We start from the raw sequence: 24812 nt of genomic DNA on the forward strand, positions 1-24812 counted from the left end.
CGGGCGGGGCGGACGGCGGCGCTGCGGGCACGGGTACCAGTCCGGGGTGGGAGAGCCCGGCCGGGAACCCGATCATGGCGCTGGTGGAACGCGCCCAGGACGGCGACGGCGAGGCCTTCGGCCAGCTCTACGACCACTACGCGGACACGGTCTACCGCTACATCTACTACCGCGTCGGCGGTAAGGCGACGGCCGAGGACCTGACCAGCGAGACCTTCCTGCGCGCGCTGCGCCGCATCGGCACCTTCACGTACCAGGGCCGGGACTTCGGGGCATGGCTGGTCACCATCGCGCGGAACCTGGTGGCCGACCACTTCAAGTCCAGTCGTTTCCGGCTGGAGGTCACCACCGGCGAGATGCTCGACTCCAACCAGGTCGAGCCGAGCCCCGAGGAGTCGGTGCTGGAGTCGCTCTCCAACGCCGCCCTGCTGGAGGCGGTGCGCCGGCTCAACCCGCAGCAGCAGGAGTGCGTGACGCTCCGCTTCCTGCAGGGGCTCTCGGTGGCGGAGACGGCGCGCATCATGGGCAAGAACGAGGGGGCGATCAAGACGCTGCAGTACCGTGCGGTGCGCACGTTGGCCCGACTGCTGCCGAGCGATGCCCGGTAGCGCGGACGGGCACAGAGCTGACGCGGGCGTAACCCTCCCCTCTCACAATCGTTGCGCAGGATGCAAGGCCCAATTCCGGGAACTGCTTCACCCTTTCGGGTGGATCGTGGCGCGACGGTGCAACCTGCCGATCGGCCGAACAGTCGATTACGTCGAGAGGAGGTGCTGCCCATGACAGCGAACGTGCTGGAGTTCCGCCGGGCGAGAGCCTTCGCCGACGCCGTGGACGCCCGGGAGGCCCGGTTCGACGAAGAGCCCGCCGAGAGTGAGGGACAGTCCGACCCCATGCTCGCCATGGTGACCGCCTTGGGCACCGTGTCCGGGCCGAGCCTTGACCCGCAGGTCCGCCTGACCCAACGCGCCCTGCTGGTGGCCGAGTTCGAGCGCGCCTTCGCGGGCGGCGGCGGAGCGGGCGTGCCCGCCCAGCGCTCCCGCCGCGGTTCCCACCGCGCGGTGCGGCCCGCAGCGCTGTGGCCGTCCACCCGCTGGGGTCGCCGTCTCGCCGTCGGTGGCCTCGCCTCCATGATGGCGCTCGGCACGCTCGGCGGCGTCGCGGTCGCGTCCACGTCGTCCCTGCCCGGGGACTCCCTCTACGGCATGAAGCGCGGCCTGGAGGAGTGGCGGTTCAACCTCGCCGGCTCGGACGAGGAACGCGGCAAGCTGCTGCTGGACGAGGCCTCGACCCGCATGGACGAGGCCCGTGGGCTGATGGGCCGCGGCCCGTCGGCGGCCCCGCAACGGCTCAGCCCGCAGACCATCGCCGATCTCGACCGCGCCCTGTCCGACATGAACGTCGAGGGCAAGCGCGGCCGGGATCTGCTCAACGAGATCTACCAGCGCAGCCACTCGCTGGCGCCACTACGGCAGTTGGCCGGTTTCGCCGCGGTGCAGAGCCGGGCGATGGACCAGCTCCAACCCCAACTGCCCGGCCAGCTCGACCCGGTGGCCTCGCAGGTGCGCGGCCTGCTCTCCGGGATAAGGCAGGAGGTCACCCCGCTGCTGCCGGCGACGGGCAGCCCGTCGGATTCGGCACCCGACGGGGGCAACTCGTCGAGTCCGTCGGCGTCCAGCAACCCCGGCACGCCGTCCGGCGCGACGACGTCGGGTTCCGGCACGATGCCGAGCGGCACCGCGCCTTCGTCGACGCCTTCGGGGCAGACCACCTCCGGCACGGGCAGCCTCGTCGGCGGCTCCGGGCTCGGCAGCGTGGGCGGCCTGCTCGGCGGTGCCTCCCCGTCCGCCGCCCCCTCCGCCACGCCGAGCGCAAGCCCGAGCGGTTCGGGAGGCAGCGGCCTGACGATCCCCCCTTTGGTCGGGGGCTTGCTGCCGGGGATCGGGATCGGAGTCTCGGGCAGCTAGCCGTTGAGGGGCGCCTTTAGGGACGCGACAAGCCACCGGCGTGCGGATGGCCCTGCTCGATGGGGACCATCCGCACGCCGGTGGCTTGTCAGAAGAACACCGACCGGCGCTGCACCAGCATCCGGTAGAGCGTGTGCTGGATCGTCTCGCGGACCTGGTCCGTCAGGTTGAACAGCAGCATCGGGTCGTCCGCCGCTTCCGGCGGGTAGCTGTCGGTCGGGATGGGCTCGCCGAACTGGATGATCCACTTGGTCGGCAGCGGCAGCGCGCCCAGCGGACCGAGCCACGGGAACGTCGGGGTGATCGGCACGTACGGCAGGCCGAGCAACCGGGCCAGCGTCTTGGCGTTGCCGATCATCGGGTAGGTCTCCTCCGCGCCCACGATCGAGCACGGCACGATCGGGACCCCGGCCCGCAGCGCCGAGGAGACGAAGCCGCCGCGGCCGAAGCGCTGCAGCTTGTACCGCTCGGCGAAGGGCTTGCCGATGCCCTTGAAGCCCTCCGGCCAGACCCCGACGATCTCGCCGGACTCCAGCAGCCGCTGCGCGTCCTCGTTGCAGGCGAGCGTGTGCCCGGCCTTGCGGGCCAGCTCGTTCACCCCGGGCAGGACGAAGACCAGGTCCGCGGCGAGCATCCGCAGGTGGCGGCCGGCGTGGTCGTGGATGGCGACCTGCGTCATCAGCGCGTCCAGCGGCAGCACGCCGGAGTGGTTGGCGACGACCAGCGCGCCGCCCTTGCCGGGCAGGTGCTCGGCGCCCCGCACCTCGACGCGGAAGTACTTGTCGGCCAGCGGGCGCATCAGCGAGAGGAAGACCTGCTCGGTCAGCTCCTGGTCGAAGCCGAACTCGTCGATCCGGTACTCGCCGGTGAGCCGCCGCCGCAGGAAGCCGAGACCGTTCGCGGCGCGACCCTCCCAGCCCTCGCCGAAGAGCCTGCCGGCGACGCCGCCCAGCGGCCCGGCCAGCGCCTCGCCGACCGCCTGCGCGACGGCCTCGGCGACGCCGCCCACGGGCGTGCCGGACTCGGACGTGCCGGACTCGGACGTGCCGGACTCGGGGAGGGCGGACTCCGCGCTCGGCGGCGCCGTCGACAGGTCCTCGTCGTCCGGCCGCGGCGGCCGCGCCGCCGGTACGCCGCGGCGCTTGGTGATGGGGATGACCTTGGCGTCGCGCTCCTCGCGCCACGTCCGCTCCCGGGCCGAGCTCATCCCTTGGTCCTCTCGATCGTCTCGGGCAGCGTGGCGGCGACCCGGTCGGTCCACCGCGCGATCCGCGCGGGCGGCAGCAGTCCGGGGCCCTTGGCCGCGGCCAGGCAGGCCAGGGCCTGCTCGGTGCTGTAGGCGGGGGTGTAGCCGAAGGTCTCGCGCAGCATCGTGGTGTCCACGACCCGACCGTGCGTCAGCAGCCGCAGTTGTTCGGGTGAGAAGTCCAGTATCCGCGACTGCCGGGCCAGGCCCGCCATGAAGCTGACCGCCTGCAGCAGCATCGGCACGGTCGGCCGGCCCAGCCGCCGCGCGGCCTGGGAGAGCAGCATCACGCCGTCGCCCGCCACGTTGAAGGTGCCGGTGTTGGTGGTGCCCCGGCGCGGCTCCAGCGCGGCCAGGCGCAGCACCTCGACGACGTCGTCCTCGTGGACGAACTGCAGCCGTGGGTCGAAGCCGAGGACGGTGGGCAGCACCGGCAGCGCGAAGTACTCGTTGAGGGGGGTGTCCGCCTCGGGGCCGAGGATGTTGGCGAAGCGCAGCACGCCGACGGCGACGTCGGGACGGCGCCGGGAGAAGCCGCGGACGTAGCCCTCGACCTCGACGGCGTCCTTGGCGAAGCCGCCGGTGGGCAGCATCTTGGGCTGCATCCGCTCCTGGAAGACGGCCGGGTCGCGCGGGGCGGAGCCGTAGACGCTGGTGGTGGACTTCACCACCAGCCGGGAGACGCTGGGGGCCTTCTGCACCGCGGCGAGCAGCTGCATGGTGCCGATGACGTTGGTCTCCTTGACCGCGCCGCGGCTGGTCGAGCCGAGGGTGGTGGTGCTGACGTTGAGGTGCACCACGGTGGTGACGCCGTGCTCGGCTATCACCCGGGCCACGACGGGCCGGCGGATGTCGGCGCTGACGAAGGTGTAGGGCGCGGCCCCCTCGATCGGCCGGGCGGGCGGCTGCACGTCGACGCCGACGACGTGGTCCACCCCTGGCTGGTCTCTGATCACCCGCGTGAAGCGACTGCCCAGATGCCGGCCCACCCCGGTGACGAGAACGACGTTCCCCACGGCGCCTCAGCCCCTCTCCGCTGCACGGACACACGAAAAAGCCGCCCGCACCAGACAGTACTGTCGGTGCGGGCGGCGGAACACCTTCGGCGTGGCCGAGTGGTGTTACTTCTTGTTACGACGCTGAACGCGCGTGCGCTTGAGAAGCTTGCGGTGCTTCTTCTTGGCCATACGCTTGCGGCGCTTCTTGATCACGGAACCCATGGGAACCTCACTCACTGGACTAACCCGCGAGTGCGGGCCACCGGGTCCAAACGATTGATGGAGGCCAACAGACTACCGAAGTCTGCGCGCGAAACGTAATTCGGCCCGGTCCCGCTGCTGCCAGCGGAGCCGGACCGAATCCTCACCTGGTCGTGCTGTCGGTCTCCTACGCGGTCTCCCGTCCCACGTAGGAGTCGCGGAGGTAATCGTGGACCGCTTGCTCCGGTACCCGGAACGAGCGGCCGACCCTGATGGCCGGCAGTTCACTGCTGTGCACCAGGCGGTACACGGTCATCTTCGACACTCGCATCACCGAGGCGACTTCCGCCACGGTGAGGAAGTTGACCTCGTTCAGAGGCCGCTCTCCAGACGCCATGACAACACCGCACCTTCTCCGTGTGACGGGCACCGGCTTCCCCTCCGGTGACTTAAGCCAGCACACGCGTATCCCCAGAGTAGTTGCGGGTGGTACGGGTGGGAAGAGGGAGAAGGCCCCCGGGATTACTGAGACAGACCAGCCAGTTGCAGTACGTAGGCAGTCGGCAGTCTGTAGCAGTCCGAACGCAGTCCGTCGTCGAGCGGCACCGTCACGTCGACCTGCCCCTCCTCCTCCGCGACGAAGACGGCCGGGTCGTTGCTGTCCGCGAAGCCGGCCGCGCGCAGGCCCAGCCGGCCGGCCCCGCAGACCCAGCCGTGGTCGCCCAGCACCAGGTCAGGGGCGGTCTCGCCGCTCTCGGCCAGGGCCGCGAGGGCGATCCGGACGGGCTGCGGCGAGTGCGTGTGCACGGGTTCACCTGGGGAACGGGAGCCTTCGCCTCGGTTGTTTGACGCGGGCCCTTCATACACCACCAGCACGCCGACGTGCTCCCGGTAGTCAAGGCCGCAGCGGCGCACGCCCTCGCTGGCGTGCATCAGAAAGCGCTCCCCGCGCGCGGGCGTGCGCAGGGTGCATCCAGCGGCGCGCAGCGCCCGGCCGAAGGCGGCGTATGCGGGCTGGAGCGGCCCGGGGTGTCCGGTCCCGAGCAGCACCCCGCCCCCGGCGGCGGCCGTCCGCCCGAGGACCTCGGCGAGGCGCTCCAGGGCGTCGGCGGTGCGCTCGGGGTCGATCCGGTCCTGCCCGTGACGGTGGAACGGGTCGGCGCTGACCCCGCAGCGGCGGGCCATCAGCGCGAGCACCTCGGCGTCGGTCCACCCGCCGAACGGGTCAAGGCCGAGCAGCAGTTCCGGATCCCGCCGGGCGAACCGGGCGTAGTGCCGCAGGTTCTCCTCGCGGGTGGTGGCGACGTCCCCGGCGAGGCGGGTGGCCAGCAGGTGGGAGATCAGCCGGTCGCGGGAGACGGGGCCTGTCACAGCAGCAGGCCGTGGTGGGGGAAGACGGCCTTGCGGGTGGCGAGGATCGCCTGGTCGACCCGGTCGGCCGGGTCGTAGCCGTGCTCGAAGTCCTTCCAGGTGGCCGCGAAGCCGTCCGTCATCCGCTGCGGCGCGGTGCCGCGGGTCAGCGCACGGACCTCGGCGCGCCACTGCTCGGGGGTCTCGGTCTCCGGCTCGATCGGGTGGCCCGCGGAGAGCGCGACCAGGTGCGTCCAGGAGCGCGGGACCACGTCCACCACGGCGTAGCCGCCACCGCCGAGCGCCAGCCAGCGGTCGTCGGCGTGCCGGCCCGCGAGGTCGCGGATCGTGGTCATCACCGAGCGCTGGGCGTCCAGGCTGATGGCGAGGTGCGCGAGCGGGTCCTCCAGGTGGGTGTCCGCGCCGTGCTGGGAGACGATCACCTGCGGGCGGAAGGCCTCCACCAGCGGCGGGACGATCGCGTGGAACGCCCGCAGCCAGCCGGCGTCGCCCGTGCCCGCCGGGAGCGCGACGTTGACGGCGTACCCGGCGGCGCCGCCGGTCTCCTCCGGCCAGCCGGTCTGCGGGAAGAGCGTGCGCGGGTGCTCGTGCAGCGAGATGGTCAGCACGCGCGGGTCGTTCCAGAAGACCTTCTCCACACCGTCGCCGTGGTGGACGTCGACATCGACGTAGACGACACGCTCCGCGCCGAGCTCCAGCAGGCGGGCGATGGCCAGCGCGGCGTCGTTGTAGATGCAGAAGCCGGAGGCCAGGCCCGGCATGGCGTGGTGCAGGCCGCCGGCGAAGTTGACGGCGTGACCGCCCTCGGCCCAGATCGTCTCGGCCCCGGCGACGGACTGCCCGGCGATCAGCGCGGACGCGGCGTGGACGGCGGGGAAGGCCGGGTTGTCCTCGGTGCCCAGGCCCCGGGCCGGGTTGGGCACGCCCGTCGCGGCGACCGCCTCCACCGCGGTGATGTAGCCGGGCTCGTGCACCAGCCGCAGCGTCGACTCCCCCGCCGCCGGGGCGGCGAGCACCCTGACCTCGGGCAGGGCGTCCAGCCCGAAGGCCCGCACCAGGTCCATCGTCAGCCGGAGCCGGATCGGGTCCATCGGGTGACCCGGTCCGAAGTCGTACGTCGTGAGGGCGTCGTCCCAGTACAGCCGCGTGACGGTCATACCGCCACGGTATCGGCCACCGGCTCCTTCACCGTGCCGGGCCCGAACGCCTTGCTGACGGCGAAGACCGAGAGGATCAGCACCATCGGCACCAGCATCGCGACGCGGTAGCCCATGGCCCCGGCGAGACCGCCGACGAGCGGGGCGCCGACGAGGAAGCCGACGTAGTTGAAGATGTTGAGCCGGGCGACGGCCGCGTCCGAGTCCTTCGGGAAGAGCCGGCCGCCCGCCGCGAAGACCTGCGGGACGATCACGGAGATGCCGAGGCCGACCACCGCGAAGGCGGCGACCGCGATCCAGGAGCCCGGCGAGACCGCGACCAGCAGGAACCCGGCGGCGCAGACCGCCGCGCCGAGCCGGACGGTGCGGACGCTGCCCCAGTTCTGCACCCGGGAGTCGCCGAGCAGGCGGCCGACCAGCATCACGACCATGTACGCGTTGTAGGGCACGGTGGTCATCTGCTCGGAGCTGTGCAGCCCCTCCTGCAGGTACTTGGCGGCCCAGTTGGAGACGGTCGCGTCACCGATGTAGGCGACGCACATGGCCAGGCAGAGCGGCAGCAGCGGCTTCCACGGGATGGACCGGTTGGCGGCCTCGGCGGCCTCCTCGACGGCCCGGCCGAGCTCCTCGGGGCCCGCGTACCAGCGTCCCGCCACCAGCACGGACGCGGCCACCACGACCCCGACGGTGCCGAACATGCTGAGCAGGCTCAGCTTGAAGTGCACCTGGGTCCAGGCCAGCGAGGCACCGAGGATGCCGCCGAGGCTGAACGCGGCGTAGAAGGTCTGCATGATGCTGCGCCCGTAGCGGTGCTGCAGCGCGACGGCGGACATCGCCTGGCTCGCGTCCAGTCCACCGACGGTCAGGCCGAAGGCGGCCAGCGCGATCGCGGCCTCCCACAGCTGGTCACCGAGGCCGACGCCGAGCAGGGTGAGGCAGACCAGCGGCTGGACGACGCGCAGCACGGCCCGCGGCGAGGTCCGCTTGACGACGTGCTCCATGGCGATGGAACCGGCGCCCGCGAGGATCGGCACGGCCGCGAGGAAGATCGGCAGCATGCCGTCGCTGATCTTGTACTGCGTCTGGATGCCCGGAATGCGGGTCACCAGCAACGCGAAGACCGTCCCCTGCGCCACGTAGCTGAACAGCAGGGAGCTGCGCGCCTGCCGAAGTCTCGGCGTGATCCCGCCGACTGCTGTCGTCATCTGTGGAAGTCCCTACCGGCCGGCATCCGAACAGGTTGGCGTGAGCGTACGGACTCCCGGGCGGGAGCGGAACCCCCGTTTGAGAACTGATCCATAAAGGCAACCCGTGCCGAACCACGTCGTTCCGGGGCAGAAGGGCCCGCGTTCCCTACGGTGGGCGCATGGGTATGGCAACGCGTCTTCGTCTCCGTCCGTCGGGCCGCGGGCTCCGTCCGTCGGGCCGCGCCGCGTCGGCGACGGACCCGGTCGCGCAGGCGCTGCTCGCGCTCTTCGGCGCGCCGGAGGTGGCCCCGACGCTCATCAGCGAGCAGTTGCTGGAACGGGTGCCGGTGCAGCGCCTGCAGGAGTCGGTCGACCTGCTGCGCGAGCGCCACGGCGAACTGCGGAGTGTGCGGCGGCAGAAGGACCTGCACCTGCTCCTCTTCGCCACCGGCTCGGAGCTGGTCTGGGCCCGGCTGGACGAGTCCGGCCGCCTCGCCACCTTCGTCACCGGCCCCGGCGCCCTCACCGCCCGCCTCGCGGCCCGCACCACCGTCCCCGTGCCACGCGCCGCGGCCCCGGCCCCGGCCCCCGTGGTGGTGCCCCATGCCGTGCCGATGCCCGCGGCGGTGGGCGAGGTGACTCCGCCGGTCGCCGTTGCCGCGGTTCCTGCCGTTCCTGCCGGACCGAAGCCGGCGGCGGTGCTGCGGTTGCAGCGCATCGTCCTCGCCTACGCGGCCGCCACGGTCGCCGAGTTGACGTTTCCCTGGCTCACCGGCAGCGCCACCGGCTGGCTGCTGATCCTCGCTCAGACGCCGGCCTTCGCCTGGTACGTGCTGCGGACCGCGCCCAGCTGGGCACTCCCGCCGTGGTTCCGCTCGCTGCCGCTGGCCCCGGTGGTCGTCGCGGTGCTCGCCTTCGGCCACGTCCTCGGCGCGGGCCTCGGCTGGGGCCTGCCGGGCCTGCCCGAACTCGGGCTCTTCGTCGGCGTGGTGGGCCTCGCGGCGTGGACCTGGCGGCGCTGCCGTCCGGTGCCGGGCGCTCCGACCGCGCACCCGCTCCAGCTCCGTTCGCCGCTGCGCGGCGGCACCTTCGTCTGCACCGAGGCCGGCGGCCCGGCCGTCAACCGCCACGCCGAGGCGTCCCTCTCCCCCGGCGGCGACCGCGCCGGGCGCTACGCGGCCGACCTGGTCCAGCTCGGCGAGGGCCCGCAGTGGCGCGGCCGCCGCGCGCTCGGCCTGGCCCCCGCGACCAACGAGCGCTATGCCGTCTACGGCCACCCCGTGGTCAGCCCCGTCGACGGCGTCGTCCTGGCGGCGGTCGACGGCCTCCCTGACCACCCCCCACTGGCGTCCACGGCCAACCACCCCGACGGCAACCACGTCCGCATCGGCACCGACCGCGGCGTCGTCGTCCTCAGCGGCCTCCGCGAGGACTCCGTCCAGGTCCGCCGCGGCCAACGCGTCGCCATCGGCACCCCGCTCGGCTCGGTCGGCAACAGCGCCGCCGGCCCGGAACCCGCGCTGCGCCTGCGGGCGGAAAGCAGCGTGGGGCTGGGGCTGCCGTTCCGCTTGGCGGAGGCGCGAGGAGGCCTCTACCGAGGGAGACGATGGGCGATCGGGGACTGACCTCAGGGGCGCGAGTGCGACTCCAGCAGAGCGTGTATCTGACCCAGGTCGTCGATGATCCCGGTCGCCGCGGCCAAGCGTTCCCGCGGCGTCAGCGCGGCGTAGCCGTAGACGTCCATGCCGGCGGCGCGTGCCGCGGCGACGCCGAGGGGGCTGTCCTCGAAGACGACGCAGCGGTGCGGGGAGACGCCCATGCGGGCGGCCGCGTGGAGGAAGAGGTCGGGCGCGGGCTTGCCGCGGCCCACGTCCTGGGCGCTGAACAGCTGGTCGTCGCTGAAGAACGGGCTCAGGCCGGTGACCTCGTGGGCGGTGCGGATCCACTCGTGGTGCGCGGAGGAGGCGACGCAGTAGGGGACCCGGTCCTGGACGAACTTCAGCAGCTCGGCCGCGCCCGCCACGGGCGTCAGCTGCTCGCGGAAGGAGGCGAAGACCCGGCCGTGGAAGTCCTCGTCGAACGTCTCGGGCAGCCGCGCGCCGTCGTAGCGCGCGGCGATGACGTCGTGGACGGTGTGCGCCGCCGCGCCCATGAAGTCGCGGTACGAGTCCTCGATGGTCGTGGGGAAGCCGAGCTCGGTCAGGTAGTCCGCGAGCAGGCGGTTGGAGAGCGGCTCGCTGTCCACCAGGACACCGTCGTTGTCGAAGATCACCAAGTCGTATCGCAGCACCCGGTCAACCCTACTTGTCCGGCTACTTTCCGCCGGAGGCGAGCTCCTGGGAGCGGTTGCGGGCGGCCTCCAGCGCGCCCAGCAGGGCCGCGCGGACGCCGTGGTTCTCCAGCTCGCGGATCGCGGCGATGGTGGTGCCGGCCGGGGAGGTGACCGCCTCGCGGAGCTTGACCGGGTGCTCGCCGGAGTCGCGCAGCATGACGGAGGCGCCGACCGCGGCCTGGACGATCAGCTCGTGGGCGACCGTGCGCGGCAGCCCGAGCAGGATGCCGGCGTCGGTCATCGCCTCGACGAGGTAGAAGAAGTAGGCGGGACCGGAGCCGGAGAGCGCGGTGGCCGCGTCCTGCTGGTTCTCGGGCACGCGCAGCGTCTTGCCGACCTGGCGGAAGATCTCCTCGGTGCGGAGCAGGTGCTCCTCGGCGGCGTGCGAGCCCGCCGAGATGACGCTCATCGCCTCGTCGACCAGGACGGGGGTGTTGGTCATGACGCGGACGACGGGCGTGCCGGGCGCGAGGCGCTCCTCGAACCAGGCGGTCGGAATGCCGGCGGCGCCGGAGATGACGAGCCGGTCGGCGGGGAGCGCGGGGGCGAGCTCCTCCAGCAGGGTGCCCATGTCCTGCGGCTTCACGGTGAGGATCACCGTGTCCGCGGCCTTGACGGCCTCCTCGTTGCTGACCGCCTCGACGCCGTAGCGGGCGCGCAGCTCCTCCGCGCGCTCGGGGCGGCGGGCGGTGACCAGCACGTCGGAGGGCGACTTGCCGGCCCGCAGCAGGCCGGAGACCAGGGCCTCACCGATCTTTCCGGTGCCGAGGACGGCGACTCGTTGCGTCATGGGGCCAGTGTCCCACCGGGCCCGCGTGGGGAGCGGGAGCGTCCGAAAGGCGGGCAGGTCAGGCGGGAGCTCTCAGTGGCCGACGAGGGAGCGGGCGAAGAAGCCCAGGTTGGCCGGGCGCTCGGCGAGGCGGCGCATGAAGTAGGCGTACCAGTCGGTGCCGTAGGGGACGTAGACGCGGACCGTCTCCCCCGCCTCGGCGAGGCGGCGCTGCTCGTCGGCGCGGATGCCGTAGAGCATCTGGAACTCGTAGCTGTCCTGCGGCCGCCCGGAGCGGACCGCGAGGGCCCCGGCGATCTCGATCAGCCGCTGGTCGTGGGTGGCGACCATGGGGTAGCCCTGACCCTCCATCAACAGCCGCAGGCAGCGCACGTAGGAGCGGTCCACCTCGACGCGGTCCGCCCAGGCGACGGACTCCGGCTCGGCGTAGGCGCCCTTGACGAGCCGGACCCGGGAGCCGGCGCCGAGCAGTTCGCGGCAGTCGGACTCGGTGCGGCGCAGGTAGGACTGGAGCACCACACCGAGGGTGGGGTGGTCGGCGCGCAGCTCGGCGACGGTGGCCAGGGTGGACTCGGTGGCGGCGTGGTCCTCCATGTCCACCGTGACGGTGGTGGCGGCCGTGTCGGCGGCACGGCAGATCGCGCGCAGGTGGGCGCGGGCGAGCCCCGGCCCGTCGGCGCCGAGGCCCGAGCCGAGCGCCGAGAGCTTGACCGAGACCTCCGCGCGGCGCGCCAGCCCGGCCCGGTCGAGCGAGCCGAGCAGGCCCACGTACTCCTCGGCGACGGCGGCGGCCTGGTCCGGGTCGCGGGTGTCCTCGCCGAGGTGGTCGAGGGTGACGCCGAGGCCGCGCGCCACCAGGCTGTCCGTCGCGACGACCGCGTCGGCACGGGTCTCGCCGGCCACGAAGCGCGCCACCACGGCCCGTCCCCCCGGCGCCGCCAACACGGCCCGGCGGGCGCTTCGGCTGTCGGCGGCGGCGAGCAGGAGGCGTCGGGTCAGCATGGCGTCAGCTTAGAAGGCAGGGCGCCGGCGGGCCGGGTCCTACGCGGGGATGAGGGGTGGTCTAGGGGCAAACTCAGGGACGTCCCCTATGGCTTCTGCCGCGCGGCAGGCGCACCGTGGAAGCATGAGTCGTAGTGAGATCAGCCCGCGCGAATCCGGCACGCTGGCCGTCGCCTCGGTCTCGCGTGGGCCGTGGCGCACGGCGGGTGTCGTCGGTCTGGTGGGTGCCGGGGCGGCTGTCGGCATCGACCTGATCACCCTGCACTGGTCGCTGGGCATCCTTGCGGGCCCGGCCAGCATCGGTCTGTTCCTCTTCTTCCTGGTCGGCGGCGCTGGCGCGGCGCTCCAGAAGAAGGGCGGGGACCACCGCCTGCGCCGCTGGGCGCAGGAACACCCCTGGCAGGCGGCGGGCGCCCCCGCGGCCGCGCTCGCGGTGACCAACACGATCACGCAGTACTTCCTGAGCTCCAGCGGGCTCTTCGCGAGCATATGGACGGGGCTGTGGCACGCCGCCGTGCTGTATGCGGTGGTCGGCGTGGTCAGCAGCGTCGTCGGAGCCCGCAAGCGCGCCGGCTCGTGATCGATTCTTAACCCGATCACTCCTGTACGGGTGTTTCTCCGCTGGTCAGACTTGCGCGGTGCCCAAGATCGACGACCAGCCGGACGACCCGTTCGACAAGCTCGTGCTCGACGAGGACTTCGTCCGAGCCGCCGAGCACAAGGAGGGATCCGCGCGCGCCCGGATGCTGGCCTCGCGGTGGAAGAAGTCCCCGCCGCAGGACACTTCCTGGCGCGCCCCGGTCATCCCGCTGAAGCCGCGCCGCCGACGCCGCCGGCAGCTGCCGCTGTTCGTGCTGCTCGCGGTCGGCTTGGTCGCGGTGAGCATGAACGCCAAGAAGGTGCACGACTGGGCCTTCAGCAAGGCCCCGGGCGTCAAGGCGGGCGCAGCTCACGGCGCCGTCGCCCCGGCCCTGACCACCACCCCGACGGCGGCCCCGCCGACCCCGATGGTGGACCAGTCCCCGGACCTGCAGCACCCCTTCGTCGGCTCCCCCGCAGACACGTGGTCCTCCGGCGCGGCCGGCATCGCCCTGCCCCCGGCCAAGCCGATCGGCGTCTTCTCGGCGAGCACCGTCGCCAAGGACGAGCAGCTGGTCAAGGACTACCTGGTGGCCGCCTACCTGGACCCGAGGACGATCGCCGGCGGGTACCCGCAGGGGGCATTGGACCTGCTGGCCCCGGCGAACTCCGCCTGGATGCGCAAGCTGGTCGACCACCCGGCCCCCAAGGCGGACGACGCGATCATGCTCACCAGCCGCTTCGACCCGACGGTCGCCGTCCCGGTCGGCGACGTGCGGGTCCAGGGCGAGGTCTCCTTGGCCGACGACGGCGACAACGGGCTGCGCATCCGGTCGGACTTCGACTTCGTCTACGCCTCGCACCCGGTCGGTTCGACCGAGGTCGAGCGGACGATCGCCCGCAGGACCCTCACCTTCCGGTTCTACGATCCGAACCGCTACCAGGGGCTGCCCGCCGGAACGGTCTGGATCGAGCACTACGACGGGTACACCGGCGACCAGCTGTGCGGCTTCACCCGCGGGTACCTGGTGCCGTACTTCCACGCCCCCGCGGCCAGCGACTCCGCGAGCGCGGCGCCGAGCGGCACCGCGGTGGATCCGTACGACCTGTCCAAGGCGCCCGACCTCAGGGCCGCCTGCGCCGTGGACAGCCGCGAGTGATCAGCGCCGGCGCTTGCCCGCCTTCGCCGGCCGCTTCGCGCCGGCCTGGCGGCGGGCCGCAGCGGCCACGGCGAGCTCGTGGCGGGAGCGCTGGACGCTCTCGCCCGGAGCCTCGACGAGGCTGCGCAGCAGGTAGGAGATCAGCGAGCCGACGAACCCGACGGCCAGCATCACGCTGATCGACTTCTCGTCGGCCATCCAGCCGGAGAGCGACTCCTTGCCCCGGGTCAGCACGGTCCAGGTGCGCAGCGCCGCCACGCAGCTGCACACCGCGATGGCCAGCACCAGCAGGAGCTCCACGAACGCGCCGGTCTTGGCGACGACCACGCCCTGCACGGCCAGCTGCATGACGAACGCCCCCGCCGCGGCCGCGACCAGGGCGCCGACGCCGACCGCGACGCGGCGCAGCCAGTACTCGGCGCCCCGGTCCACCCAGCTGGTTCCGAACCAGCGGATGGGGGCAGGGGCGGGGGCGTTGCTGTCAGTCATGCTTCGATTATGCGGGCCCGCCGGGGGCGAACCGGTCAGCCCAGCCTGGTGACGTCGCGCACGGCGCCCTTGTCGGCGCTGGTCGCCATCGCCGCGTAGGCGCGCAGCGCGGCCGAGACCTTGCGCTCGCGGTTCTTCGGGGCGTAGACGCCGCCCAGCTCCGCGCGGCGGGCCGCCAGCTCCTCCTCGGGGACCAGCAGCTCGACGCCCCGGTTCGGGATGTCGATCCGGATCGGGTCGCCGTCGCGGACCAGCGCGATCACGCCGCCGGAGGCCGCCTCGGGCGAGACGTGGCCGATGGAGAGGCCGCTGGTGCCACCGGAGAAGCGGCCGTCGGTGATCAGCGCGCAGGCCTTGCCCAGGCCCCGGCCCTTGAGGAAGGAGGTCGGGTAGAGCATCTCCTGCATGCCGGGACCGCCCTTGGGGCCCTCGTAGCGGATGACGACGACGTCGCCCTCCTTGACCTGCTTGCGCAGGATCTTGTCGACGGCCTCGTCCTGGGACTCGCAGACCACGGCCGGGCCCTCGAAGGTCCAGATGGACTCGTCGACGCCGGCCGTCTTCACCACGCAGCCGTCCGCGGCCAGGTTGCCGTGCAGCACCGCCAGACCGCCGTCCTTGGAGTAGGCGTGCTCGGCGGAGCGGATGCAGCCGCCCGCGGCGTCGGTGTCCAGCGTCTCCCAGCGCTCGGACTGCGAGAAGGCCGTCGCGGAACGCCGGCCGCCGGGGGCCGCGTGCCACAGCTCGACGGCCGCGTCGGAGGGCGAGCCCCCGCGCACGTCCCAGGTCTTGAGCCACTCCTCCAGCGAGTCGGAGTGGACCGAGGTGACGTCCTCGTTCAGCAGCCCGCCGCGGTACAGCTCGCCCAGGATCGCGGGGATGCCGCCGGCCCGGTGCACGTCCTCCATGTAGTAGGTCGTGGTCGGGGCGACGTTGGGGGCGACCTTGGCCAGGCACGGCACGCGGCGGGAGAGCCGGTCGATGTCGTGGACGGTGAAGTCGACCTCGGCCTCCTGCGCGGCGGCCAGCAGGTGCAGGATCGTGTTGGTCGAGCCGCCCATGGCGATGTCCAGCGCCATCGCGTTCTCGAAGGCCGCCTTGGTGGCGATCGAACGCGGCAGCACCGAGGCGTCGTCCTGCTCGTAGTGACGCCGGGTCAGCTCCACGACGGTACGGCCGGCGTCCTCGTACAGGGCACGACGGGCGGTGTGGGTGGCCAGCACGGAGCCGTTGCCCGGCAGCGAGAGGCCGATGGCCTCGGTCAGGCAGTTCATCGAGTTGGCGGTGAACATGCCCGAGCAGGAGCCGCAGGTCGGGCAGGCGTTCTCCTCGATCCGGCTGATGTCCTCGTCGGAGACGTTCTCGTTGACCGCGTCCGCGATGGCGTTGATCAGGTCCAGCTTGCGGACGGTGCCGTCCACCAGCACGGCCCGGCCGGCCTCCATCGGGCCGCCGGAGACGAAGACGGTGGGGATGTTGAGCCGCAGGGCGGCCATCAGCATGCCCGGGGTGATCTTGTCGCAGTTCGAGATGCAGATCAGCGCGTCCGCGCAGTGCGCCTCGACCATGTACTCGACGCTGTCCGCGATCAGGTCGCGCGAGGGCAGCGAGTAGAGCATGCCGCCGTGGCCCATGGCGATGCCGTCGTCGACCGCGATGGTGTTGAACTCGCGCGGGACGGCGCCCGCGGCCTTGATCGCCTCGGAGACGATCCGGCCGACCGGGGCCAGGTGGGTGTGACCGGGCACGAACTCGGTGAAGGAGTTCGCCACCGCGATGATCGGCTTGCCGATGTCCTCGCTTGCTACACCGGACGCGCGCATGAGAGCGCGCGCGCCCGCCATGTTGCGACCGTGTGTGACCGTGCGGGACCTCAGCTGCGGCACCTGAACCAACTCCTTTAGTCGTGCCGTCGAGGGTACGCCCTCATGACCGCCTGTCGGACAGCCTGTCCGGCATGCGAGCAGCAGCGGACGCGGCCTGGGGAGCCGCGGCCGCCAGGTTCAGTCGGGTGAACGCGAGGGCCTCGGCCAGGTCGGCCTCGCGTTCGACGGGCCCCGGCGCGCGCCGGGTGTTGACCTCCAGCACCACGTGCCCGTCGAAGCCGTTGCGGGCCAGGCGTTCCAGCAGCTCCGCGCAGGGCTGCGTGCCGCGCCCGGGGATCAGGTGCTCGTCCTTGGCCGAGCCGGACCCGTCCGCGAGGTGCACGTGCCCGAGCCGGTCGCCCATCCGGTCCAGCATGCCCAGGGCGTCCGCGCGCGAGGTCGCGACGTGGGACAGGTCGATGGTGAAGTGCCGGTAGTCCTCGCCGGTCGGGTCCCAGTCCGGCGCGTAGGCGGCGACCTCGCGGTCGCGGTAGCGCCAGGGGTACATGTTCTCCACGGCGAAGCGCACGTCGGTCTCGTCGGCCATCCGCCAGATGCCCTGGACGAAGTCCCGCGCGTACTGCCGCTGCCAGCGGAACGGCGGGTGCACCACCACGGTGGAGGCGCCCAGCTTCTCGGCGGCGGAGCGGGCCTTCTCCAGCTTCTGCCACGGGTCCGTGCCCCACACCCGCTGCGTGATCAGCAGGCAGGGCGCGTGCACCGCGAGGATCGGCACCTGGTGGTAGTCCGAGAGCCGGCGCAGCGCCTCGATGTCCTGGCTGACGGGGTCCGTCCAGACCATGACCTCGACTCCGTCGTACCCGAGCCGTCCGGCGATCTCGAAGGCGGCGGCGGTGTTCTCGGGGTAGACGGAGGCGGTCGACAGCGCGACTTTGGCTTTCGGCACGACAATGCACTCTTTCGCCACGCTCTACAGCTTAGGGACCCTGGTGCGGGGACCCGGTGTGGCGCCTGTCTCAGGAGGACATCAGGAGGCCGTCCGGTCTCAGGACGACATGCGGTCGAGCCGGCGCAGGATCACGCCCTCGCGCAGCGCCCAGGGGCAGATGTCCAGTTCGTCGACCCGGTAGAGGTCCAGCGCGGCCTCGGCGACGAGCGCGCCGGCCAGCAGCTGGCGGGCCCGGCCGGCCGAGACGCCGGGCAGCAGCACGCGCTGCTCGGCGGACATCGCGGCGAGCCGGGGGACCCAGTCCTCCAGCGCGCCGCGGGTCAGTCTCCGCGGGACCAGCGGACCCTCGGACTCGCGGGCGGCGCCGGTGATCCGGGCGAGCTGTTTGAAGGTCTTGGAGGTGCCCACCACGTGGTCGGGCGGCCCGAGGCGGGAGACCTCCGCCACCGTGCGGGCGATCTCCGCGCGCACGTGCTTGCGCAGCTCGCGGACCCGGTCCGGCTCCGGCGGGTCGCCGGGCAGCCACCCGGCGGTCAGCCGGCCGGCGCCCAGCGGCAGGGAGACGGCGGTGTCCGGCTCCTCGTCCAGCCCGCAGGCGATCTCCAGCGAGCCGCCGCCGATGTCGAGCAGCAGCAAGCGGCCGCTGGACCAGCCGTACCAGCGGCGGGCGGCCAGGAAGGTGAGACGGGCCTCGTCGCCGCCGGACAGGACGCGCAGTTCCACCCCGGTCTCGTCCTGGACGCGCTTCAGCACCGCCTCGCCGTTGACGGCCTCGCGGACCGCGCTGGTGGCGAAGGGGAGGACCTCCTCGACGCCCTTGTCCTCGGCCACGCGCATCGAGGAGGTGACCATGTCGACGAGCTGTCGGATGCCGTCCTCGCGGATCGCGCCGTCCGGGTCCAGCAGTTCGGCCAGGCGCAGGTCGATCTTGTGGGAGTAGGCCGGCAACGGGGCCGCACCCGGGTGCGCGTCCACCACGAGGAAGTGGACGGTGTTGGATCCCACGTCGAGCACGCCTAGTCGCATAAGGGTCCACGCTACGCGATGCCGCGCGCCTTGATCAGGCGCGCGGCATCAGTGCTCCTGTTCGCCTCAGTTCGCGGGCACCGGCGGCGGTGGCTGGACCGGCGCCGGAACGGCGTGCCAGGTGGCGGAGAGGCCGCCGGTGGCGCCCGGCTGGTCCCCGCTGAAGGTGTAGACGGGATACCCGTTGATGGTCACCTGGTCCCCCACCCCGTCCGGGCGCACGACGGAGGAGAGGGTCCCGGACACACCGGGCGGCATCGTCAGCACCGCCCCCGGTGTGGTCAGCAGCGGGTGGTACAGCTTCAGACAGTCGGTGGCGCAGTCGAAGGTGTTGCCGGCCGGGTTGTCGTTGATGTCGTGGTAGACGACGAGGAAGTCCGGGTCGGTGAAGACCCGGCCCTGGGTGTCGGTGTCGATCACGCCGACGGTGTAGGGCCCGGTCGGGGGAGAGTCGACCGGACTCACGGCCGGGGCGGCGCCCACCAGGAGCGGAGCGAGGGCCACGGCCAGGAGTGGTGCGGCGATGGCGGTTCTGCGCATGACGGCCTCCAGGCCCCTCAGTACTTGATCGTAACGCCGCTGACGGCATGGATGTCGGTCAGCGCACCGGTCGCCCCGGTGAACCCGACCAGCACGCTCGGTGGCATCGGGACGTTGACGCTGATCGCCTGTTTGCCGTTGACCGAGACGACCACGTTGGACGTCGTCTGTCCCGTGCTCGTGACGGTGACGGTGACCGCGACGGGCCCCCCGCGCAGGTTCGGGATGTCGCTCGTGGGCGTGGACCAGACCAGATGCCCGCTGCTGGAGGTGACGGTGACGCCGACGAAGCTGCCCGAAGGGTTGTTGGCGTTCTGGTGGGTGTCCAGCGCCACCGCGACGCCCGGCAGGCCGAGCCAGCCTAGGCCCGCTCCGCCGCCGCCGATCGAGCGCGCGCCGGAGGTCGCACTCGGGTCGAGCATCGCGAAGGTCATCCCGTCCGCGCCGGTGCCGCCGCTGATGTTCGCGGTGAAGCTCGCCGACAGGTTGGCGGACGGAACGGCCGCGGACTGGAAGGCCGAGCCGGTCTGGAACGTCTTCGCCTGCGTCAGCACCAGCGTGGTGCCGCTCATGGCGGCGGTGCCGTTGCGCACCCAGCCGTTGGGGCCCGGCGGCGGGACGGCGTAGGCCTTGGCGGTGATGTTCGCCGCGCGCACCGTGTGGATGTCGGTGAGCCCGCCGGTACTGCCGGTGAAGGCGAGGTAGGCGGCGGGCGGCAGCGTGGTGACCGTCTTGCTGAGCACCTGCTTGCCGTCGACGCCGACGGTCAGCGTCCGCCCGGTCACCGCCACCGTGACGGTGTGCGGGCCGCTGCGCAGGTTCGGCACGGCGGTGCTGGTGGCCGCCCAGGTCAGGCCGGTGCTGCCGGTACCGGTGGTGATGCCGACGAAGTTGTTGCTCGGGTTGGTCGGAGCCTTGTAGGTGTCCAGCGCGACGCCGACGCCGGCCAGCGGCGCGAGGCCGAGGTGGAAGCCGCTCGAGCCGACGGAGGCCGGCGTGACCTGGGCCGGGTCCAGGAAGGCGAAGCTCAGGCCGTCGGCGCCGGTGCCGCCGCCGATGACGGAGGTGAAGCTCGCCCGCAGGCCGTCGGTGAGCACCGGCACCGGGAAGACCGCCGAGCCGGCCTGGTTGCCCTGGGCCTGCGTCAGATCCAGGTCGGTGCCGCTGAGCTTGGCGGTGCCGTTGAGCTTCCAGCCGCCCGCGCTCGGGTCCGGCACGGTGACGCCGGTCGGGGCCGCGCCGGTGCCGGTCAGCGTCTCGTTCTGCGGGCCCTGCCCGTCGTTGCCGGTGATCTGGTAGACCCCGGTGAAGCTGCCGGTGTTGGTCGGCGAGAAGGTGACGCCCTGGTGCACGACCTCACCCGGGGCCAGCACCTGGCCCTCGCTGATCGGGTTGCTGACCAGGAACGGCGCGGCCGGTGGCGCGGCCTTGGTGATGGTCAGCGGGATGTTGCCGGTGTTGGCAATGTCGAAGCTCTGCGCGACGGACGCGCCGACCGCGACCGAGCCGAAGGCGGTGCTGGTCGGCGTGATCGACAGGTGCGGACTGCCCTGCACCGCGCTGCCGTCGAGCGTGACGGTCGCCGTGCCGTCCGGCCCGGTGACCGACAGGCTGCTGGTGTCGTTGCTGGAGGCCGCGGTGGGCGCGTAGCTGACGTCGATGCTCACCGACTGCTGCGGCTGGACCGTGGTGCCGTTGGCGGCGCTGAGGCCGGGCGCGGAGAAGGGGGAGCTCGGCGGGCTGACCGCGGTGACGGTCTCCGGCGAGGTGCCGGTGTTGGTGAAGCTGACCCCGAGCGTCTGGCTGGTGCCGGTCGGCACCTGGCCGAAGTCGAGCGTGTTCGGGAAGGCGGTGAAGCCCGGGTGCGTGCCGTAGCCGGTCAGGCCGAAGGCGAAGGTGCCGAACTGGGTGGTGAAGGTGATCTGGCCGCTGGCCGTGCCCGGCGTGTTCGGGGTGAAGGCCACGGGGACCGTGTAGCTCGCGCCCGTCGCCAGGGTCGCGGGCAGCCCGGACGGGGTGGCCGTGAACGGGCCGCCGGAGGTCGTGGTCACGCCCGAGATCGTCAGCGGCCGGTTCGCGGTGACCTTGACGCTCAGTGTCCTGGTCGAGCCGACCGGGACCTGGCCGAAGTCGGTGGCGGGCCCCTGCAGCGCGGCGCCGGCCGGGAAGCCGAAGGCCATCAGCTTGCCGTCGCGGGTGCCGACGTAGACGCGGCCGCCGCTGGTGGCCGGGACGGCGAACTTCGAGGTGTTGCCGAGCGGCGCGGACCACAGCAGTCGCATGGCGCCGTTGCTCGGGGTCGCGTCGTAGGCGCGGAGCTGGCCGTTGGCGCCGGTCGAGCCGTCGGTGTACTCGGCCCACACGGTGGCGGAGTCGGTCTTGGTGCCGTCGGAGGTGACCACCGGGGAGCCGGAGGTGTAGCCGAAGGTCTCGGCGCTGGTGGCGGCCTGGTGCAGGGTCGGGTTGCCGCTCGCGTCGAGCCCGTAGGCGAGGGCGCGCAACGGCCCGCGCGAACCGATCTCGTAGACGAGGCCGCCGGCGCCGCCGTAGGCGGCCAGGTGACCCCAGACGCCCTGGAACGGCCCGGTCACCCCGAGCACGGCGTCACCTCCGTTCGGACCCTGCTTGCGACCGCCGAGGTTGTCGCGGTCCAGCAGGAAGACCCGCCCGTCCTTGCCGACCTCGACGAGCAGGTGCGGGTGCGCCTTGCTGGAACCGAACGGCGTGGCGGGCAGCCCGAGCGGGCCGCCGGAGCCGAGGTCGGTGTCGTTCTGGTCCAGCGTGGGCGCGTTGGCGGGACTGAAGAAGTCCTGGGCGTGCATCGAGCCGTCGCTGTTGAGGCCGAGCCGGACGACGGACTCCGAGAGCTGGCCGGGCGGGTTGGTGCCGGGGCCCGCGGGCGGGGTCACGCCGTTGCCGGTGGAAAGGAAGATCCGGCCGGATCCGTCGGAGACCAGACCGCCGCCGCCCTGCCAGATGCCGGACATGCCGTTGGTGGCGGAGTTCTCGGTGGTCCACAGCTTCTCGGTGCGGCCGGTGGTGTCGACGCTGACCACGAAACCCCGGTAGGGGTTGATGTCGCAGTGCGAGCCGAAGCCGACGTAGATCTTGCCGTCCATCAGCAGCAGGCCGGCCCGCTGGTTCTCGTGGAAGGCGTCGAAGGCGTGGCTCGGGTCGTTGGTGGGCGCGCCCTGGATCTTGACCGGCCAGCCGGAACGCTCGGCCCCGGTGGCGGGGTCGACCGCGTGCATGAAGAAGGCGGGGTGGGCGCCGTCCGGGCTGTTGACCTTGTCGGTGAGGTAGACGTACTTGCTGACGGGGTCGTAGACCGGCGTGCTGGTGACGCCGAAGTTGGGCACCAGGTCGCCGCAGCCGATGTTGCTCGCCGCCCAGGGGGTGCCGAGCGTCTTGCTCCAGTGGACCGCGCCGGTCGCGGCGTCGATGCCGTAGACCTTGGCGTTCTCGGTCGCGGTGACGACGGTGCTGCCGACGACCAACGGCTGGGCGTAGACCTGCCCGTCGACCGCCGTCGAGAACTGCAGGCCGAAACGGGAGCTGGTCACCTGCGCCGGTGTGAGGCCGGGCTCGTTCGGGTCCCAACCGGTGCGCAACGTGTCCTGGGAGACGGTGGACTCGTCCGCGCGGGCCGGGGCGACCGGACCGGCGAGGCCGCTCCCGAACAGGAGACAACCCGTCAGAATGGAAGCCAGATAAGCTGATCTACACCCTTTCACCATAAACGGCAGGATGGCGCCCGCTTCGCGCGCGGCAAAGGCGGCACGACGGGCGGACGGGGGCGATTCATCCGCGCGGTCGAGCGCCCCCCGGCTCGCAGGGCGCCGAACACGCCCCCGATCCGACTCCGCACGCCCTTCCGGCGCGCCTCCGACGCCGGTCGGCGGTCTTGGCCGCACGGCGGCATAGGCTGTATGGGTGGCAGCAGTGGACGTGACGATCAGCAGCACCGCCGAGGTCAGAGCCGCCGAGAAGGCGGCGAAGAAGGCGGCCAAGGCCGCGCGCAAGCGCGAGGTCCCCCTCGACTTCCCCCGGGCCTGGGTGGAGTTCGCCGACCCCGACGACGCCGAACAGGTCTTCCGGTGCGACCTGACCTGGCTCACCTCCCGCTGGACCTGCGTCTTCGGGCGCGGGTGCCACGGCATCCGCCCCGGCCGCGCCAGTGACGGCTGCTGCACGCTCGGCGCGCACTGGTCCGACGACGACGACCAGCAGCGCGTCCTCGGCCACGCCGCCCGGCTGACCCCCGAGACTTGGCAGTTCCACAAGCAGGGCACCGGCCCGAAGGGCATCAGCGAGCCCGACGAGGACGGCGACCTGCGCACCCGTCGCGTCGACGGGGCCTGCATCTTCCTCAACCGCCCCGGCTTCGCCGGCGGCGAGGGCTGCGCGCTGCACACACTGGCGCTCGCCGAGGGCCGGGAGCCGCTGGAGACCAAGCCGGACGTCTGCTGGCAGCTGCCGATCCGCCGCGGCTACGACTGGATCGACCGCCCCGACGAGACCCGCTACCTGCAGATCACCATCGGCGAGTACGACCGGCGCGGCTGGGGCCCCGGCGGGCACGACCTGCAGTGGTGGTGCACCGGCAGCCCGGACGCCCACGTCGGCGCGGACCCCGTCTACGTCAGCTACCGCGCCGAGCTCATCGAGCTGATGGGCGCGGCCGGCTACGCCGAGCTGGTCCGGATCTGCGAGCGGCACCTCGACAACCCGGCCGGCCCGGTCGCCCCGCACCCGGCTGACTGAACCTTTCTGCAATGCGGCGTCGGACCCCCGTCATGGGGACGCGGTGACCGGCGCCGAGGACTGGCTCACGGACGCGCTCGCCGAGGGCGAGCCGCTCTGGCTGTCCGAGGCGGACGGCGAGGGCGTCGGGCTGTGGGTCGGGGTAGGGGTCGGCGTGGGCGTGGGCGTCGGTGTCGGGGTAGGGGTCGGCGTGGCCGTCGGGGTCGGTGTCGGGGTCGGCGTGTGACTCGCGCTGGGGCTCGGCACCCCGCGCCGGGTACCCGGACCGGACAGCGTCACCACCGCGTCGGCGGGCTGGAGGACGATGTGCGCGGACCACGGGTCGGCCGGGGCCGCCGACTCGTCCACGGTGACCAGGACCGTCAGCTGCGCCCCGGGGGCCAGGGTGCCGCCGTCGCGGCTGAGGCGGAGCCAGGAGGCATCCGTGCGGGCCGTCCACAGCAGCGCGCTGCCACCGGTGTTGGTCAGCGTGATCACCGTGCGGTCGCCGGACTGCGCGGCGCCCACCTGGAGCTGCCCCGGCCCGGTCGGGCCGCCCGGCGTGCCCGGCGCCGAACTGCCGGACGGCGCGGGCGAGCTGATGGTGAAGGCGATGTTCTCGCCCAGGTGGCCGCCGCCCGGCGAGGTCGCCCCCGCGGAGGGCGGCACGCCCGGCGTGCCGCTCGCGCCGTCGTCGGGGGTGGCGCCCGGCGTCGGCGAACCCTCCGTCACCCGCACCGCGGTGACCTGCGCGACCGGACTGCTCGCCCCGCCCCCGTGCACCGCCCACAGCGCGACCGCCGGGCCCGCGACGACCGCCGCCGCGACACCCCCGAGGACGGCCCGCTGCCGCACCACCGCGACCTGCTCCTTCTCGCGGCCCCTCCCCCGGGCTCCGTCCGGGGGGACCCCCATCCGCGGTTTGGCCGGGGCGGCGTGCTGCGGAAAGCCGCGCCGGTCGAACCGCGGCTCGGGAGCGTCCTCCACGGCCGAGACCGCGCGCAGCGCGGCGCGTGGCAGGTGCACCAGCGGCAGCGAGCCGGCCGCACGGAAGGTGCCCGGCCACGGGCCCTCCGCCGCGCCGCGCTCCGCGGTGCCCCGGCAGGTCGGGCAGTCGTCCAGATGCCGCACCAGCTCGTTGCGCAGCGCCCGGCCCAGCACCGGGCCGCGCCCACGGCCGAGCCGGTTCAGCTCCGGGCAGGCGTCCGCCGCGAGCACCGCGAGCGCCGCGGCGGTGCGCTCCACCTCG

The 24812-nt window shown here is 72.8% G+C and carries 23 protein-coding genes; 6 read left to right on the forward strand and 17 right to left on the reverse strand.

Annotated features, from left to right (window positions below; genetic code table 11):
• Window positions 1-608: ECF subfamily RNA polymerase sigma factor, BldN family (locus DN069_RS27805; RefSeq protein WP_243639814.1), on the forward strand; the 608-nt coding region annotated here is incomplete at its 5' end.
• A gap of 171 nt (window positions 609-779) precedes the next feature.
• Window positions 780-1967 (forward strand): DUF5667 domain-containing protein, encoded by a 1188-nt coding sequence (locus DN069_RS27810; RefSeq protein WP_111505516.1) that lies wholly within the window; start codon window positions 780-782, stop codon window positions 1965-1967.
• 88 nt (window positions 1968-2055) lie between these two features.
• Here the strand turns inward: DN069_RS27810 and DN069_RS27815 are convergent, their stop codons facing one another.
• The 7 genes from DN069_RS27815 to DN069_RS27845 form a co-directional block, all read right to left on the reverse strand.
• Window positions 2056-3174, reverse strand: a complete 1119-nt coding sequence (locus DN069_RS27815; RefSeq protein ID WP_243639816.1) for a lysophospholipid acyltransferase family protein — start codon at window positions 3172-3174, stop codon at window positions 2056-2058.
• Window positions 3171-4229, reverse strand: a complete 1059-nt coding sequence (locus DN069_RS27820) for an NAD-dependent epimerase/dehydratase family protein (protein WP_111505518.1) — start codon at window positions 4227-4229, stop codon at window positions 3171-3173. Before DN069_RS27820 ends, DN069_RS27815 begins: the two co-directional genes overlap by 4 nt.
• A gap of 105 nt (window positions 4230-4334) precedes the next feature.
• Window positions 4335-4433: a 30S ribosomal protein bS22 gene (locus DN069_RS27825; RefSeq protein WP_003948845.1), complete on the reverse strand. Its 99-nt coding sequence runs from the start codon at window positions 4431-4433 to the stop codon at window positions 4335-4337.
• Window positions 4434-4599: 166 nt separating this feature from the next.
• Window positions 4600-4809 carry a helix-turn-helix domain-containing protein gene (locus tag DN069_RS27830; protein WP_037602249.1) on the reverse strand — a complete coding sequence of 70 codons (210 nt, stop codon included), beginning with the start codon at window positions 4807-4809 and terminating at the stop codon, window positions 4600-4602.
• Between the two features lie 125 nt (window positions 4810-4934).
• Entirely contained in the window at window positions 4935-5783 is an 849-nt protein-coding gene (locus DN069_RS27835; RefSeq protein WP_243639817.1) for a phosphatase, read from the reverse strand.
• A complete protein-coding gene (locus DN069_RS27840; protein ID WP_111505520.1) occupies window positions 5780-6940 on the reverse strand; it encodes an acetoin utilization protein AcuC in 1161 nt (386 codons plus the stop codon). Before DN069_RS27840 ends, DN069_RS27835 begins: the two co-directional genes overlap by 4 nt.
• A complete protein-coding gene (locus DN069_RS27845) occupies window positions 6937-8145 on the reverse strand; it encodes an MFS transporter (protein ID WP_111505522.1) in 1209 nt (402 codons plus the stop codon). Before DN069_RS27845 ends, DN069_RS27840 begins: the two co-directional genes overlap by 4 nt.
• 161 nt (window positions 8146-8306) lie before the next feature.
• Here DN069_RS27845 and DN069_RS27850 point away from each other — a divergent pair, with 161 nt between their 5' ends.
• On the forward strand, window positions 8307-9752 hold the full coding sequence (locus DN069_RS27850; RefSeq protein WP_133260058.1) for a M23 family metallopeptidase: 1446 nt from the start codon (window positions 8307-8309) through the stop codon (window positions 9750-9752).
• A gap of 2 nt (window positions 9753-9754) precedes the next feature.
• Here DN069_RS27850 and DN069_RS27855 read toward each other — a convergent pair whose 3' ends face one another.
• The 3 genes from DN069_RS27855 to DN069_RS27865 all read right to left on the reverse strand — a co-directional run bounded on the left by DN069_RS27855 (window position 9755) and on the right by DN069_RS27865 (window position 12251).
• A complete protein-coding gene (locus DN069_RS27855; RefSeq protein ID WP_111505550.1) occupies window positions 9755-10414 on the reverse strand; it encodes an HAD family hydrolase in 660 nt (219 codons plus the stop codon).
• Between the two features lie 25 nt (window positions 10415-10439).
• A complete protein-coding gene (gene proC, locus DN069_RS27860; protein WP_111505526.1) occupies window positions 10440-11249 on the reverse strand; it encodes a pyrroline-5-carboxylate reductase in 810 nt (269 codons plus the stop codon).
• Between the two features lie 72 nt (window positions 11250-11321).
• Window positions 11322-12251 carry a proline dehydrogenase family protein gene (locus tag DN069_RS27865; RefSeq protein ID WP_424556331.1) on the reverse strand — a complete coding sequence of 310 codons (930 nt, stop codon included), beginning with the start codon at window positions 12249-12251 and terminating at the stop codon, window positions 11322-11324.
• 124 nt (window positions 12252-12375) lie between these two features.
• On the opposite strand from DN069_RS27865, the gene DN069_RS27870 reads away from it, so the two are divergent.
• Both DN069_RS27870 and DN069_RS27875 read left to right on the forward strand, forming a co-directional pair.
• Window positions 12376-12831: a hypothetical protein gene (locus tag DN069_RS27870; protein ID WP_111505528.1), complete on the forward strand. Its 456-nt coding sequence runs from the start codon at window positions 12376-12378 to the stop codon at window positions 12829-12831.
• Window positions 12832-12889: 58 nt separating this feature from the next.
• A complete protein-coding gene (locus DN069_RS27875) occupies window positions 12890-13990 on the forward strand; it encodes an SCO2583/SCO2584 N-terminal domain-containing protein (RefSeq protein ID WP_111505530.1) in 1101 nt (366 codons plus the stop codon).
• Here the strand turns inward: DN069_RS27875 and DN069_RS27880 are convergent, their stop codons facing one another.
• From DN069_RS27880 to DN069_RS27905, 6 genes are all read right to left on the reverse strand, one after another.
• Window positions 13991-14479: a hypothetical protein gene (locus tag DN069_RS27880; RefSeq protein WP_111505532.1), complete on the reverse strand. Its 489-nt coding sequence runs from the start codon at window positions 14477-14479 to the stop codon at window positions 13991-13993.
• Between the two features lie 35 nt (window positions 14480-14514).
• Complete coding sequence (gene ilvD, locus DN069_RS27885; protein WP_111505534.1) at window positions 14515-16365, reverse strand: dihydroxy-acid dehydratase; 1851 nt, start codon at window positions 16363-16365, stop codon at window positions 14515-14517.
• Between the two features lie 40 nt (window positions 16366-16405).
• The gene (locus DN069_RS27890) at window positions 16406-17257 is read right to left on the reverse strand and encodes a sugar phosphate isomerase/epimerase family protein (protein ID WP_424556332.1); all 852 of its coding nucleotides are present in this window, start codon (window positions 17255-17257) and stop codon (window positions 16406-16408) included.
• A 93-nt stretch (window positions 17258-17350) separates the two neighbouring features.
• Window positions 17351-18280: a Ppx/GppA family phosphatase gene (locus DN069_RS27895; protein ID WP_111505538.1), complete on the reverse strand. Its 930-nt coding sequence runs from the start codon at window positions 18278-18280 to the stop codon at window positions 17351-17353.
• 66 nt (window positions 18281-18346) lie between these two features.
• Window positions 18347-18820 carry a COG4315 family predicted lipoprotein gene (locus DN069_RS27900; protein ID WP_111505540.1) on the reverse strand — a complete coding sequence of 158 codons (474 nt, stop codon included), beginning with the start codon at window positions 18818-18820 and terminating at the stop codon, window positions 18347-18349.
• A 17-nt stretch (window positions 18821-18837) separates the two neighbouring features.
• Window positions 18838-22383: an Ig-like domain-containing protein gene (locus DN069_RS27905; RefSeq protein ID WP_165845663.1), complete on the reverse strand. Its 3546-nt coding sequence runs from the start codon at window positions 22381-22383 to the stop codon at window positions 18838-18840.
• Between the two features lie 379 nt (window positions 22384-22762).
• Here DN069_RS27905 and DN069_RS27910 point away from each other — a divergent pair, with 379 nt between their 5' ends.
• Entirely contained in the window at window positions 22763-23584 is an 822-nt protein-coding gene (locus DN069_RS27910; RefSeq protein WP_243639818.1) for a DUF3109 family protein, read from the forward strand.
• 30 nt (window positions 23585-23614) lie between these two features.
• On the opposite strand, the gene DN069_RS40360 is transcribed toward DN069_RS27910, so the two are convergent.
• Window positions 23615-24812, reverse strand: a 1198-nt coding sequence (locus DN069_RS40360) for a BACON domain-containing protein (protein WP_165845664.1), incomplete at its 5' end; no start/stop codon positions are given.

This window comes from Streptacidiphilus pinicola (genome assembly GCF_003258295.1).
In the GTDB taxonomy this organism is placed as follows: domain Bacteria; phylum Actinomycetota; class Actinomycetes; order Streptomycetales; family Streptomycetaceae; genus Streptacidiphilus; species Streptacidiphilus pinicola.

Coding starts and splice junctions, on each gene's coding strand:
- DN069_RS27810 (WP_111505516.1), top strand. CDS start 780: ATGACAGCGAACGTGCTGGAGTTCCGCCGGGCGAGAGCCTTCGCCGAC.
- DN069_RS27840 (WP_111505520.1), bottom strand. CDS start 6,940: ATGACCGTCACGCGGCTGTACTGGGACGACGCCCTCACGACGTACGAC.
- DN069_RS27865 (WP_424556331.1), bottom strand. CDS start 12,251: ATGCTGACCCGACGCCTCCTGCTCGCCGCCGCCGACAGCCGAAGCGCC.
- DN069_RS27870 (WP_111505528.1), top strand. CDS start 12,376: ATGAGTCGTAGTGAGATCAGCCCGCGCGAATCCGGCACGCTGGCCGTC.
- DN069_RS27895 (WP_111505538.1), bottom strand. CDS start 18,280: ATGCGACTAGGCGTGCTCGACGTGGGATCCAACACCGTCCACTTCCTC.
- DN069_RS27900 (WP_111505540.1), bottom strand. CDS start 18,820: ATGCGCAGAACCGCCATCGCCGCACCACTCCTGGCCGTGGCCCTCGCT.
- DN069_RS27880 (WP_111505532.1), bottom strand. CDS start 14,479: ATGACTGACAGCAACGCCCCCGCCCCTGCCCCCATCCGCTGGTTCGGA.
- DN069_RS27815 (WP_243639816.1), bottom strand. CDS start 3,174: ATGAGCTCGGCCCGGGAGCGGACGTGGCGCGAGGAGCGCGACGCCAAG.
- DN069_RS27845 (WP_111505522.1), bottom strand. CDS start 8,145: ATGACGACAGCAGTCGGCGGGATCACGCCGAGACTTCGGCAGGCGCGC.
- DN069_RS27850 (WP_133260058.1), top strand. CDS start 8,307: ATGGGTATGGCAACGCGTCTTCGTCTCCGTCCGTCGGGCCGCGGGCTC.
- DN069_RS27825 (WP_003948845.1), bottom strand. CDS start 4,433: ATGGGTTCCGTGATCAAGAAGCGCCGCAAGCGTATGGCCAAGAAGAAG.
- DN069_RS27830 (WP_037602249.1), bottom strand. CDS start 4,809: ATGGCGTCTGGAGAGCGGCCTCTGAACGAGGTCAACTTCCTCACCGTG.
- proC (WP_111505526.1), bottom strand. CDS start 11,249: ATGACGCAACGAGTCGCCGTCCTCGGCACCGGAAAGATCGGTGAGGCC.